The 11,790-nt window shown below is 63.0% G+C and carries 12 protein-coding genes; 7 read left to right on the forward strand and 5 right to left on the reverse strand.

Going from position 1 to position 11,790, the window contains the following annotated elements:
- Positions 1–8 precede the first annotated feature (8 nt).
- The 4 genes from J6595_RS07930 to J6595_RS07945 all read right to left on the reverse strand — a co-directional run bounded on the left by J6595_RS07930 (position 9) and on the right by J6595_RS07945 (position 4,256).
- Positions 9–1,946: a PrkA family serine protein kinase gene (locus J6595_RS07930; RefSeq protein WP_209593927.1), complete on the reverse strand. Its 1,938-nt coding sequence runs from the start codon at positions 1,944–1,946 to the stop codon at positions 9–11.
- A gap of 482 nt (positions 1,947–2,428) precedes the next feature.
- A complete protein-coding gene (locus J6595_RS07935) occupies positions 2,429–3,154 on the reverse strand; it encodes an NAD-dependent deacylase (protein WP_209593928.1) in 726 nt (241 codons plus the stop codon).
- Positions 3,151–3,789 carry a bifunctional nicotinamidase/pyrazinamidase gene (gene pncA, locus J6595_RS07940; RefSeq protein ID WP_209593929.1) on the reverse strand — a complete coding sequence of 213 codons (639 nt, stop codon included), beginning with the start codon at positions 3,787–3,789 and terminating at the stop codon, positions 3,151–3,153. Before pncA ends, J6595_RS07935 begins: the two co-directional genes overlap by 4 nt.
- A 119-nt stretch (positions 3,790–3,908) precedes the next feature.
- Entirely contained in the window at positions 3,909–4,256 is a 348-nt protein-coding gene (locus J6595_RS07945; RefSeq protein ID WP_209593930.1) for a hypothetical protein, read from the reverse strand.
- A gap of 475 nt (positions 4,257–4,731) precedes the next feature.
- On the opposite strand from J6595_RS07945, the gene J6595_RS07950 reads away from it, so the two are divergent.
- The 7 genes from J6595_RS07950 (at position 4,732) to J6595_RS07980 (ending at position 10,813) form a co-directional block, all read left to right on the forward strand.
- Positions 4,732–5,163, forward strand: coding sequence for a hypothetical protein (locus J6595_RS07950; RefSeq protein WP_209593931.1), 432 nt, complete (start codon positions 4,732–4,734; stop codon positions 5,161–5,163).
- A gap of 296 nt (positions 5,164–5,459) precedes the next feature.
- Entirely contained in the window at positions 5,460–6,008 is a 549-nt protein-coding gene (locus tag J6595_RS07955) for a hypothetical protein (protein ID WP_209593932.1), read from the forward strand.
- A gap of 466 nt (positions 6,009–6,474) precedes the next feature.
- Positions 6,475–6,618 carry an ABC transporter gene (locus J6595_RS07960; protein ID WP_209593933.1) on the forward strand — a complete coding sequence of 48 codons (144 nt, stop codon included), beginning with the start codon at positions 6,475–6,477 and terminating at the stop codon, positions 6,616–6,618.
- Positions 6,619–6,938: 320 nt separating this feature from the next.
- The gene (locus tag J6595_RS07965) at positions 6,939–7,574 is read left to right on the forward strand and encodes a hypothetical protein (RefSeq protein ID WP_209593934.1); all 636 of its coding nucleotides are present in this window, start codon (positions 6,939–6,941) and stop codon (positions 7,572–7,574) included.
- 164 nt (positions 7,575–7,738) lie between these two features.
- Positions 7,739–8,989: a lytic murein transglycosylase gene (locus J6595_RS07970; RefSeq protein ID WP_209593935.1), complete on the forward strand. Its 1,251-nt coding sequence runs from the start codon at positions 7,739–7,741 to the stop codon at positions 8,987–8,989.
- 560 nt (positions 8,990–9,549) lie between these two features.
- Positions 9,550–10,074 (forward strand): YcxB family protein, encoded by a 525-nt coding sequence (locus tag J6595_RS07975; RefSeq protein ID WP_209593936.1) that lies wholly within the window; start codon positions 9,550–9,552, stop codon positions 10,072–10,074.
- Entirely contained in the window at positions 10,061–10,813 is a 753-nt protein-coding gene (locus J6595_RS07980) for a hypothetical protein (protein ID WP_209593937.1), read from the forward strand. The genes J6595_RS07975 and J6595_RS07980 overlap by 14 nt, the downstream gene beginning before the upstream one ends.
- 15 nt (positions 10,814–10,828) lie before the next feature.
- On the opposite strand, the gene folD is transcribed toward J6595_RS07980, so the two are convergent.
- On the reverse strand, positions 10,829–11,749 hold the full coding sequence (gene folD / locus J6595_RS07985; RefSeq protein ID WP_209593938.1) for a bifunctional methylenetetrahydrofolate dehydrogenase/methenyltetrahydrofolate cyclohydrolase FolD: 921 nt from the start codon (positions 11,747–11,749) through the stop codon (positions 10,829–10,831).
- Positions 11,750–11,790 lie beyond the last annotated feature (41 nt).

The raw sequence follows: 11,790 nt of genomic DNA on the forward strand, positions 1-11,790 counted from the left end.
CAGAACGCTCAGCTTGCCTGCCTGACACGCATATACCATTCGACGAGACGCCGCACCTGCCTTGGCGTAAAGCCGCGTTCGACCATGCGCTCGACGAACTCGTTGTGCTTCTTCTCGGTCTCCGAATCCTTCTTCGATCCGAAGGAGATCACCGGCAGGAGATCCTCGACCTGGCTGAACATCCGCTTCTCGACGACGTCGCGGATCTTCTCGTAGCTCGTCCAGGAGGGGTTGTGGCCCTTGTTGGCCGCCCGCGAGCGCAGCGAGAACTTGACCACCTCGTTGCGGAAATCCTTCGGATTGGCGATGCCCGCCGGCTTCTCGATCTTGGTCAGCTCCTGGTTCAGGAGGTCGCGGTCGAGCAGCTGGCCCGTGTCGGGATCCTTGTAGTCCTGATCCTCGATCCAGGCGTCGGCATAGGAGACGTAGCGGTCGAAGAGGTTCTGGCCGTAGTCGTGATAGCTTTCGAGATAGGCCTTCTGGATCTCGTTGCCGATGAATTCGGCATAGCGCGGCGCGAGTTCGGCCTTGATGAATTCCAGATAGTCGCTCTCGACATCCTCGGGGAACTGCTCGCGGCGCACCGCCTGTTCGAGGACATACATCAGGTGAACGGGGTCGGCCGCGACTTCCTCGGTGTCGTGGTTGAAGGTCGCCGACAGCGCCTTGAAGGCAAAGCGCGTCGAGATGCCGTTCATGCCCTCGTCGACGCCGGCGGCATCGCGATATTCCTGCAGGGTGCGGGCCTTGGGATCGACCTCGCGCAGGCTCTCGCCATTATAGACCCGCATCTTGGCGTAGAGCGAGGAGTTCTCGTGCGGCTTCAGCCGCGAAAGGACGGCAAAGCGCGCCAGCATTTCCAGCGTGTCGGGCGCGCAGGGCGCCTCGGCGAGTTCGGAGCCCGCAACGAGCTTTTCGTAGATCCGCGTCTCCTCGTCGACGCGCAGGCAATAGGGCACCTTGATCACATAGATGCGATCGATGAAGGCCTCGTTGTTCTTGTTGTTCTTGAAGCTCTTCCACTCCGATTCGTTGGAGTGGGCCATGATCATGCCGGTGAAGGGGATCGCGCCGATATTCTCCGAGCCGACATAGGAGCCTTCCTGCGTCGCCGTCAAAAGCGGATGCAGCATCTTGATCGGCGCCTTGAACATCTCGACGAATTCGAGAACGCCCTGGTTCGCCCGGTTGAGGCCGCCGGAATAGGAATAGGCGTCCGGGTCGTTCTGGGCGAAGGTTTCGAGCCTGCGGATATCGACCTTGCCGACCAGCGACGAGATGTCCTGGTTGTTGTCGTCGCCGGGCTCGGTCTTGGCGACGCCGATCTGCTTGAGCCGCGAGGGCATCAGCTTGGCGACCTTGAACTTGGAGATGTCGCCGCCGAATTCGTCGAGCCGCTTCACGCACCACGGGCTCATCAGGCCGGACAGGCGGCGGCGGGGAATGCCGTATTCGGCCTCCAGCATCTCGCCCATGGTGGCCGGATCGAAGAGAACGAGCGGGCTCTCGAAGACCGGCGAGAGTTCGTCGCCAGCCTTCAACACGTAGACCGGCTGGTTCTCGATCAGATATTTGATCCGCTCGGCCAGCGACGACTTTCCGCCGCCGACGGGGCCGAGGAGATAGAGGATCTGCTTGCGTTCCTCGAGGCCCTGGGCGGCCTGGCGCAGGAAGGCGACGATCCGTTCGACCGTCTCCTCCATGCCGTAAAAGTCCGGAAAGGCCTTGTAGGTCCGGATCGTGCGGTTCTGGAATATCCTTCCTAGCCGCGAGTCCGTGGACGTATCCAGCATTTCCGGCTCGCCGATCGCGGCGAGAAGCCGTTCGTGCGGCCCTGCATAAAGGATCGGATCGTCCTTGCAGCTCTCGAGAAACTGCGACAGCGACATCAGCGTCTCGCGCCGCTGTTCGTATGTCCTGGCGTACTGGTCGAACAATGCACTCATTACCCACCTCCATTCGCCATGGCACGCTTCGGATTTTGTCCGCGGGGCGCGCCGGTCTGTCCCGTCAACTCACCATGCTACACTGCAAACCGTTGAAAACAATCATGAAATAATTTTGATGAAGGGCTTAACCCCCTTGCATTGGGCTGCCGAATCACCGACTATGCGCGCGCCGCACAAAAGTCTCCTCCGGGTCGCGGTCGCCATACCGCAGTGCAAAACAGTTTCACCCCGCCGGTCCCGAATCAAGTGGGCCCGGGCCCGAAAGCCTGCAAGACGCCCCAATAACTTCCGCTTCCGTCATGGGCCTCGTCGCTCGGGTGCTCGCGCTCCGGCTGAGGTCGGGGCTGTGTCTCTCGTTCAGGTTTGACCGACAAAACGGCGCGGATGCGGCGATATCGCTTCCTCGAAGGGCCGAAGTGCCGGGTCATTTCTCCATTTGCGGTGGCGACTGGCGCCTGTTTTGCCGCGATCTTGCGGTCTCATGAGCTGCGAGCTGCGCCGATCATCTCGTCGACGAATGCCGGGACCAGCGCCGAGGCGAGACCATGCCGCGCCTCGTCGAACAAAAAGCTTCCCTCGGAAGGCTCCAGATTGAGTTCGAGGGTCGAAATGCCGGCCGAACGAGCCTCGGCGACGAAGCCGGCCGCCGGATAGACCGCGCCGGAGGTGCCGATCGAGACGAAGAGATCCGCCGAGATCAGGCGTTCGGTGATCTCGTCCATATGATAGGGCATCTCTCCGAACCATACGACATCCGGACGCATGCCACCCACCTTGCCGCAGGCGCCGCAGGCAAGGGTGGTCGAGAGGTCGCCCGGTGCGTCTGCCCTCGCGCCGCAACGGGCGCAGAGCGATCGGACGAGCTCGCCATGCATGTGGATGACGGTTTTCGAGCCGGCCCGTTCGTGCAGATCGTCTATGTTCTGGGTGACGAGGGTCAGCTGGCCGGGAAATTCGGCTTCCAGCCGTGCAAGCGCGCGATGCGCCGGGTTCGGGTCCACCGCCGCAAGGCCGGCGCGGCGTGCATTGTAGAAGGCGTGGACCTTTTGCGGATCGCGGGCGAAGCCTTCCGGCGTCGCGACGTCCTCCAGCCGGACCTTCGACCAGATGCCGCCCACGTCGCGAAACGTCTCGACGCCCGATTCGGCGGATATGCCGGCGCCTGTCAGGACGAAGATCGCGCCAATGTCGCCGGCCCGCTTCATGCCGGAAGAATGTCGGCCGAGTTCACCCGTCGAACACCGAGATCGGACATGTCGCGCCATGCCTTCGCGAGCGATCCGTCGAGATCGATCGCCCGGCAGGCGTCCTCCACGACGGCGACCTCAAATCCCGCCTTGCGGCCATCCATCGCGGTCCAGCCGACACAGAAGTCCGTGGCAAGGCCGCAGACGAAAAGCCGTTTCACGCCGCGTTCCTCAACATAGCCGGCAAGGCCCGTTTTCGTCTCGTGGTCGGCTTCGACAAAGGCCGAATAGCTGTCGACATCGGGATGAAAGCCCTTGCGAACGACCATCTGGGCGGTCGGCACGACGAGCTCGCGGTGGAAGGCGGCGCCGGCCGAGCCCATGACGCAATGATCGGGCCAGAGCACCTGGGTGCCATAGGCGAGCTCGGTGGTTTCGAAGGGCTGGCGACCATGGCTGGACGCAAAGGAGATGTGCCCCGGCGTGTGCCAGTCCTGGGAGAGGACGATGACGGGGAAGCCTCCGGCCAGACGATTGATGACGGGAACGACTGCGTCACCATCGGGCACGGCAAGCGCGCCTCCGCCGCAAAAGTCGTTCTGGACATCGACGATAATGAGGGCGTCGCCGGCGCCGATCGCAGTCTTGCTCATGCGCTCAGCATGGCACTAAAGCCGGCGCGATAAAAGCGGCGCGACATAGGAAAAGGCCGGCGTAGCATTCGCCGCGCCGGCCTTTCGTCCGTCAGTCTCGCGCGTCGCCTGCCAGGCGATCAGTCCGTCAGGGAAGCACGCAGATCGCGGCCGTCTTCGAAGACCATGTGATCGCCGTCGCGGCGGAAGGTCAGTTCCCTGGTCTCGCCGCCTTCGAGCGCGGGAACCGCAATCGTCACGGACTGGCCGTCGGACAGGGTCGAGACGAAGCGGACGGGCGTTGCTGTCTCGCCGCCGGCGATGGTGGCGACGACCTTGAGGCCGTCTTTCTCGACGGTGTAGTAGGCCGCGCCGCTGACGGGGCCAAGATCGATGGAGTGACCCCTGTCGGGCTTCAGGTCGCCAGCGCCTGCGGACGCTGCGGAAGCGAAGAATACCGCCGCTGCAGTGATGATATGGGTCTTCATGGAAGAGCCTCGTTACTTCGATGCAATAGGATGATCACACGGATAACCGCGAATGTTGCGGCGCACAATGGCATGGCAGCCATGATAAAATGCCGGGTCATTTGAGCAAGGCGGGTCGATCGACGATTTCGATCGTGTCATTTCTTTTGATCAACAAGTGCCGGTCAGAGGGCCGGCCCGCACGAGTCGCCCGACATCGGCCGGAAAATTTGCTCTGGAAGATTGACTTTGCCCCAGCCGGCGCCAGCCTTTCGCTCGCGCCGCCACCGAGTTCGGGCGTCTTTCGGCCGCAGATCAGCCAGCTTGTGGTTTCGTGGAAGCCAGGCATCTGCCGGGTTGCTGACGGGGATCGGGTTCAAGGCTCGTTTCTCGTCCGTCACGAGAGAGCGCGAGAGAGTTCGGATCGACCATGGGCGAGGGGGCGTTGCCTCATGTGAAGTGGATCGCCGGTGGCCGGCTTGAAATGGTTTGGAGAATGAGCGCGATGATATCGCAGTGTATTGGCAGGGCATCGGCACGGCGGCTGAGGCCCTTTACCGTCTCGGCGTTCGTCCTGGCGTCCATCGCAATGAGCAGCGGCCTTGCGGCCCAGACGGTCACGCCCGCGCCTCAAGAGAGCGCGCCCGAAGCGGTCGATCCGATTGCGGGTGATCCTGCGACGGCGCTCGTCGAGGTTTCGCTCGGAGACTGGAAGGTGAAGACCGCGATCGCCGACAAGCTGTCGCGCAAGGTCTCGGACATTCCGTTGACGGTCAAGGTATCCCCCGAGGTCGCCGGCGACGTCTGTCCGCTCGATCGCGGCGATCTCGACCAGCAGGTGGTGATCAGTCCGACGCGCACTTGCGCCGCCAAGAAGACGAGCGATGCGCTGGAATCGGAGATCCGCAAAGTGATGCCGGCGCAATAGCTGGGATTTTTTATCCGGTAGCGGCGCCTGTGCTGCGCTGCGTCACACCTTCGCCGCAATGAGGTTCGCGATAACGCGGCCATGTCGCTGTCGTCGACCGAATAGCACCGGCGCCTGCCCGATCCGTCAACGCGAATCGCGTTCAGGAATGTAGGCGTCGCATTCATCTCGGCGGGCATGGCGGCAGATCAGTTTCGCAACGCCAGATGCTATCGTCTCTTTTGGAATTCATCACCATGCGCATGATGGCTTTCGCCGCCATTCTCATACCACTCACGAGCGGGTTGTCCGGATGCATGACCGGCGGCGTCGAGGAGGCCATGGATGTCGAGGCTCCGGTGGACGACGCCCATTGTCAGAGCCTGCTGATTCGTCCCGGCGAGCTCGTCTACGCCCAGTGCAGGCTGGCGATGCGCAAGACCTATCTGAACGACTATAACGCCCGCAAGACCGTCATTCAGAGGCAGTATGGGCCGGTGAACGAAGCGGTCGATACCGCGCTTCGGGGCGACGCTTTCTGTAACTACGATGAAAGCGTGAAGCAGGTGACGTCCGGGCTTTCCGACGATGTGGTCGCGCAAAACGCTTACCAGACCTGTGCGAATACGCGGCAGGAGCTCGATGCCGCATTTGCGGCATGGACGGGCCAGCCCGCCGAAGTTCTCGCCGAACTCGAGCGGCCGATGGTGCTCGACCAGAACCGCGCCGCCGTTGCCGAAGCCAGGGTCGTCATCAAGGGGCCGCCAGGCTCGGTCCTCGTGACGGAATCCGAAGTCGCGGTGCAGAACGCGCCCGGGGCAATGCCGCCGGCCGAGATCGTGCCGCAAGCTCCGATCGCGCAATGATGGAGCGTGGCCAGGCAGGATTCACGGGGGCCTACGGATCGTCTCGCCGCCACGGTGAGGGGCCGATCGGCTGGAAAGCGGGCAGGCGAATCGTTTCGCAGTCGCGGCAGGCCCGGACCGGGTCAGCGGCTTGCGTGCCTGTCATGAGGGTTGCGGAAAAGGGCTTTCGCACCGGGGAAATCCGCGCGAATTTCGACGCATCCGACACGAGCTGCATCGACCCGTCTGCGGATGTGGTAAATATAGCTCACATCCCGATGTCACAGGGGTTCGCTGACTTAGAAAAACACGTCCGAAACAATTTGTTAACGACAATAAGCGTAGCGTCTCGTTGTTCGGCCGGGAGTGTGGCCTTTGAGCACTTGCCGGTAGCATGTTTTGGCAACAGGTTCCCAACGCACCGGCCGCATTCGCGTCGGGATTCAAACTGCGGCAATCAACCGACAGACATAAATAGGTAGCTACTATGAAAAAAGTCATCATCGCATCGGTCGCGTGCCTCGCTCTCGCAACCTTCGCTGGCTGCATGGGCAAGGGCATCGGCAAGGGCAAGGGCAAGGCCCCGGTCCAGCCGGCCTACTCCGAGCCGGCTTACGTCACCAAGGGCTAATCCCTTTGGCGTCGGGGAAGGTCGTTCGCGGCCTTCCCCTCCCATCTCCCCACTTCGTCGGGCGGCTCAAGGGCCACTGGCAAACCGGTCACAGAACCGACACGACTTTGGCGCATCGGCGAAATCGCCCGTTCAATCGGCGCAGGAATTTCGTCTCAGACATTGATGCGTCTTGCTCCACGGCTGGAGTATCGACAGCGTGACATGACGCCGCGCGACGCTTCCGGAAACGGCATCAGCGTCCCAAATGCGTGATGGCGGTTGCCTGATAATAAGAAACCGTTCGGGCATCACATATCGTTTTCGAGAAAGGCGGCAGAATGCTTCCCTCCATCCTTCGGCTCGCGGCCGCGGCTTTTCTGAGCCTTGCCGTCGCCGGATGTGCATCCAATTCCATGAACCGGACGGCCGATTCGTCGGTCAACCCAGATGACGGCATGGTCAATCCCGTCGCTTACGCCCCGAGCGATCAGGATCAGGCGACCCTCGCCAAGCCCTATTTCATCTCCTTCCGCGCCCGCAACGCCGAGAGCTACGGCCACACCTTCGTGGTCATCGGAAAGCTGGATGCCAGCGGTCACGTCCCCTACGATTCCACCGGGACACTGGTCCCGAGCATGACCGAGGTCGCGGGTCTTCATCCCGCCTCGACCAGCGTCGTGCCCTATATGATCGGCCACATCGTTCCCGTCCCCTCCGAGACGGGCGCCAGCGACGGCGACACCGAAAGGGCCTACCTTCTGGCCGAGTGGACCGTGCCGCTGACGGCCGCCCAGTATCAGGACGTCTCGGCCTATATCCACAAACTTCAGGACAGCAGCCCGGTCTGGAGCGCGGTGGCGTACAACTGCAGCGCCTTCGTCGGCGATATCGCCAAGCACATGGGCTACAAGGCCCCGAATTCGCTGCTTCTTCCGAAGAGCTACATCGAAGAGCTTCGCGCCATGAACACCTGAGGGTTCGGGCGGTTCGCTGCCAAAGCCCTTGCTCATGAGATCGAAAGGCCCGGCATCGCAGATGTCCGGGCCTTTTTCCTCTGCCCGCCTTGCCGGTCCATGAGGTGGCGGCAGCGACAGCGAAGATGCTTTCGGTAAGCCGCGCCAGCCGTTATCCTCTCCCCATGATGAACCGTTTCAGCCACCTCGCCCGGGCCATTGCCCTGACGCTCGCACTGGGCGTCCTCGCGGCAGCCTCACCCTCCCGCGCGGCCTCGAGCCTCGATCAGGGCTTCCGCAGTTTTCTCGAGACCGACATCTGGCCGGCGGCCAAGGCGAGGGGCGTTTCCCGCGCGGTCTTCGACGCCGCCTTCAGGGGCGTTTCCCCCGACACCAAGCTCCCCGACCTGATCCTGCCCGGCGGCAAGAACACCATCGCCGAGACCAATTTTCAGGCCGAGTTCAAGAGCGGCGCGGACTATCTTTCCGAGCGCGCCGTCGCCGGCAACGTCGCGACCGCGCGCCGGCTGCGGTCGAAATACGGCGATCTTCTCGCAAGGATCGAGAGGCGATACGGCGTGCCGGCCCCGATCCTCCTGGCCATCTGGGGGCGCGAATCGGCCTTCGGCGCCGCCAAGATCCCGATGAACGCCTTCGAGGTGCTCGGCACCAAGGCGTTTCTCTCCCGCCGCAAGGCGATGTTCCGCGAGGAGCTTCTCGCCGCCCTGCAGATCGTCGCCGACGGCCATCTGAAGGTTGCGGAGATGAAGTCGTCCTGGGCAGGCGCTCTCGGCCAGCCGCAATTCATGCCGTCGAAGTTTCTGAAATATGCCGTCGACTTCGACGGCGACGGACGCCGCGACATCTGGAACTCGGTGCCCGACACGCTGGCCTCGATCGCCAACTATCTTCAGGCCGCCGGCTGGCAGCGCGGGCGCGACTGGGGCTTTGAGGCGGTGGTGCCGCCGGCGGTTTCCTGCCGCGGCGAGGGGCCGGACAAGGCCTTTCGCATCGCCGATCTCGTCAAGTCGGGCGTGAAACGCGTTTCGGGTCGGCCGTTTCCGCAAAGTGAACTCAAGGCGACCGGGCATCTCCTGTTTCCGGCCGGGCGGCTCGGCCCGGCCTTCGTCGCGACCCCGAACTTCTATGTCATCAAGGAATACAACAATTCCGACCTCTACGCGCTCTTCGTCGGCCATGTGGCCGACCGTATCCAGGGCGGCGGCCCGTTCGTCGGAAAATGGCGAAAGACCGACCGGCTGACCCGCGGCGACGTCTTCCGCATGCAGCAGAAGCTCGTCGCCATGGGCATGGACGTCGGGGCGGTGGATGGTCTCGCCGGTTTCAAGACCCGCCGCTCGATCGGCGAAGCTGAGAAGAAGCTCGGCTTGGCCGAAACCTGTTGGCCGTCGCAGGCACTCGCCGGCAGGCTCTGAGCCATGGCGATTGACCGCGCGCGGTCCGTTCGTTTGCTTTGACGGGAGGCAACGGAGAGCCAGTTGTCTGTGGATGAATTAGTGTTTTGGTAACGAGAATTGCCAAATCCTTGGGGACGAGGATTCCCGTCACTACCGCAGGTCGGCGGGGCATAGTATTGACCTGACTGTGGATACCCACGGAGAGCAACGAGCAAATGCGTTGCCGCGGCGGGAGTTGCCGGGGAGGCGACTCGGACGGTTCGACCTTGCGAAAGGTCGAACCGTCCTCTGACCTCCCGGACCAATTTCCCCCGAACAATTCCGATGCGGCGCGACCCAGCCAGTTTTCGAGACCCGAGCTCCTTCTGAATTGATAGAGCCGTCCTATCATTACGCCGAACTTATCATTTCGGTGTTCGTGCAAGGAAACGGGTTCGCAAGCGATGGCAGATTCCTTGAGTTCGGGTCCAGGGCGTCCTGCCGTCGCCGGTGAATCGTCACAGCCTCTCTCAGCCTTTCGCAAACGCGTCAGCCTTCATTTCGGTGATCACCTTGCCGTCGCGGGCGTGGACTGGCTCATGAAGGAGCGCGGTCTTCTGATGTTTTCCGGCATCGGGATCCTTGCGGCTGTCGTCGTCTCGTCGCTCTCCGAACCGCAGTTCGACGTGGTATCGATGCTTCTCGTGCCGTTTGTCATCTGGGCGCTGATGGCGCTGATCGCGCGGCTGTTCTTCTGGTCGGCGATCGGCCGCCTCATGAAGCGCTTGCGCCGCCGCCGCATTGCCGGTGTCGAACCGTTCGACTTCTGCATGTCGGCGGATGGGATCGTCCTGGAGGTTCCAGACGCAGAAGGTAAGAAGACCGTCTCCAGCCAGTTTCCGTGGTCTTCCATCATGGCCGTCGACCGCGACGACGAGCGCTACATCTTCTGGTGGGGACGTCGCCGGGCGGTCGTCTTTCCACGGGAGGCCTTCCTCTCCGAGGATGAGGAGCGATCCTTCCGCGAGCGCTTGGCAGCGTGGTGGAAGAGAGAGCCGACCAGCCCGCCCAGTTTTCGCAAACGGACCAAATCGCGCAGCGCCGCCAGCGGTGAGCGCCACTGACGATCCTCTTTTACGGACAGGTTCATTGGGTACCCAACAGACATCCGAACCACCTGGCAAAATGCCGTGGCAACGCGCAGCTCGTCAGGAACCGTCGTTCCGTCGCCAGACGATGCTGACACTCGACGATTTTCTCGTCGGAAACGACATTCGCTGGATTGGGGATCGCACCAGCTTCGTCGCGGTGGTCATGTTATGCGGCGCGGGCGCCGGGCTTTTTCTCGGCTATGACGACTATCGCGCCCACGAGGTCGCGGGCATGCTGGCGACCATCGTGCTGGCGATCGCCGCTTCGGCTTTGCTGGCGTTGCCGCTGCACTGGCTGTGTGCCCGCCTTGTGCGCTGGTTTCTCGAGCGCTCGCTTCGCAAGCGCGGCGCGATCGGCATACTCTTCGACATGGAAGTGTCGCGAGGGGGCATCGAACTCACGGCCCCCTGGGATGAGCAGACCACGAACGTCACCTCCATGCAGTTTCCCTGGCCGTCGATCCTGGCACTCGAAGCGGATGAGACGCGGTATCTTTTCTGGTTTGCCTCTCGCGACGCGCTTGCCTTCCACCGCGAGCTTCTCTCGACCGACGGCGAGAAGAGCGAAGAGGCCGAGTTCCGTGATTGCATCGAAAGATGGTCTGGCAGACGGATCGTGACGCCGCCGGTGTTCGCCAGGAACCGGCGGGCGCGTGAACAGAAGTGGGACAGCCCGCCGGCGAAATCCCCCGACCGCCAGAGTGAGGGATGACGCCTGCCTGCGAGCTCAGAGCTTCGGGGGCTCCACGCCGGCCGAGCGGCAGGCTGAACGCAACGTATTGGCCATCAGCATGGCGATGGTCATCGGCCCGACGCCGCCGGGCACCGGTGTGATCGCGGCGGCCTTGGCGGCGGCTTCGGCATAGTTCACGTCGCCGACCAGCCGCGTCTTCGGTGTGCCGTCTTCTTTCAGGCCCTTTTCCGGCGCCTCGATGCGGTTGATGCCGACATCGATCACCACGGCGCCTTCCTTGACGTAGTCGCCGGTCAGCATCTCAGGCCTGCCCACCGCCGCGACGAGGATGTCGGCCCCCCGGCAGACGCTGGCGAGATCCTTCGTGCGCGAATGGGCGATGGTGACGGTGGCATTGGCCGCGAGCAGGAGCTGTGCCATCGGCTTGCCGACGATGTTCGACCGGCCGACGATGACGGCGGTCTTGCCCGACAGATCGTCGCCGAGAACGTCGCGGATGAGCAGCATCGAGCCGGCCGGCGTGCAGGGCACGAAGGCCTCGTCGGTGGAACCGGTCGACAGCCGACCGACATTGATCAGGTGGAAGCCGTCGACGTCCTTGTCCGGGTCGATGGTCTGGATGACCTTGGCCTCGTCGATGTGCTTGGGGAGCGGTAGCTGGACGAGAATGCCGTGCACCCCCGGATCGGCGTTCAGATCGCGCACGATGTCGAGTAGGGTCGCCTCCGAGGTCTCGGCGTCGAGCTCGTGCTTGATCGAGGTGAAGCCGCACTCATTCGCCGTCTTCGCCTTGGAGCCGACATAGACCTGGCTCGCCGGGTCCGACCCGACGATGACCACGGCGAGCCCCGGTTTCGTGCCGGTCTTGTCCGTCAGCGCGGCCGTCCCTGCCTTGACAGTCTCGATGATCCGCGCCGCGACGGCCTTGCCGTCGATCCGCCGTGCCTCTGCCATGACGCTCTCCCTGTCCCTTGTTCTCGAGGGCGAGTCGTAAT

It is taken from the genome of Jiella mangrovi (assembly GCF_017815135.1).
Lineage (GTDB): Bacteria > Pseudomonadota > Alphaproteobacteria > Rhizobiales > Rhizobiaceae > Jiella > Jiella mangrovi.

What these genes read in the sequence shown, in the direction of transcription:
- J6595_RS07970 (WP_209593935.1), top strand. Translation starts at nt 7,739, where the DNA reads ATGATGAACCGTTTCAGCCACCTCGCCCGGGCCATTGCCCTGACGCTC.
- J6595_RS07930 (WP_209593927.1), bottom strand. Translation starts at nt 1,946, where the DNA reads ATGAGTGCATTGTTCGACCAGTACGCCAGGACATACGAACAGCGGCGC.
- J6595_RS07965 (WP_209593934.1), top strand. Translation starts at nt 6,939, where the DNA reads ATGCTTCCCTCCATCCTTCGGCTCGCGGCCGCGGCTTTTCTGAGCCTT.
- J6595_RS07955 (WP_209593932.1), top strand. Translation starts at nt 5,460, where the DNA reads ATGACCGGCGGCGTCGAGGAGGCCATGGATGTCGAGGCTCCGGTGGAC.
- J6595_RS07975 (WP_209593936.1), top strand. Translation starts at nt 9,550, where the DNA reads ATGAAGGAGCGCGGTCTTCTGATGTTTTCCGGCATCGGGATCCTTGCG.
- J6595_RS07935 (WP_209593928.1), bottom strand. Translation starts at nt 3,154, where the DNA reads ATGAAGCGGGCCGGCGACATTGGCGCGATCTTCGTCCTGACAGGCGCC.
- folD (WP_209593938.1), bottom strand. Translation starts at nt 11,749, where the DNA reads ATGGCAGAGGCACGGCGGATCGACGGCAAGGCCGTCGCGGCGCGGATC.
- J6595_RS07945 (WP_209593930.1), bottom strand. Translation starts at nt 4,256, where the DNA reads ATGAAGACCCATATCATCACTGCAGCGGCGGTATTCTTCGCTTCCGCA.
- J6595_RS07950 (WP_209593931.1), top strand. Translation starts at nt 4,732, where the DNA reads ATGAGCGCGATGATATCGCAGTGTATTGGCAGGGCATCGGCACGGCGG.
- J6595_RS07960 (WP_209593933.1), top strand. Translation starts at nt 6,475, where the DNA reads ATGAAAAAAGTCATCATCGCATCGGTCGCGTGCCTCGCTCTCGCAACC.
- pncA (WP_209593929.1), bottom strand. Translation starts at nt 3,789, where the DNA reads ATGAGCAAGACTGCGATCGGCGCCGGCGACGCCCTCATTATCGTCGAT.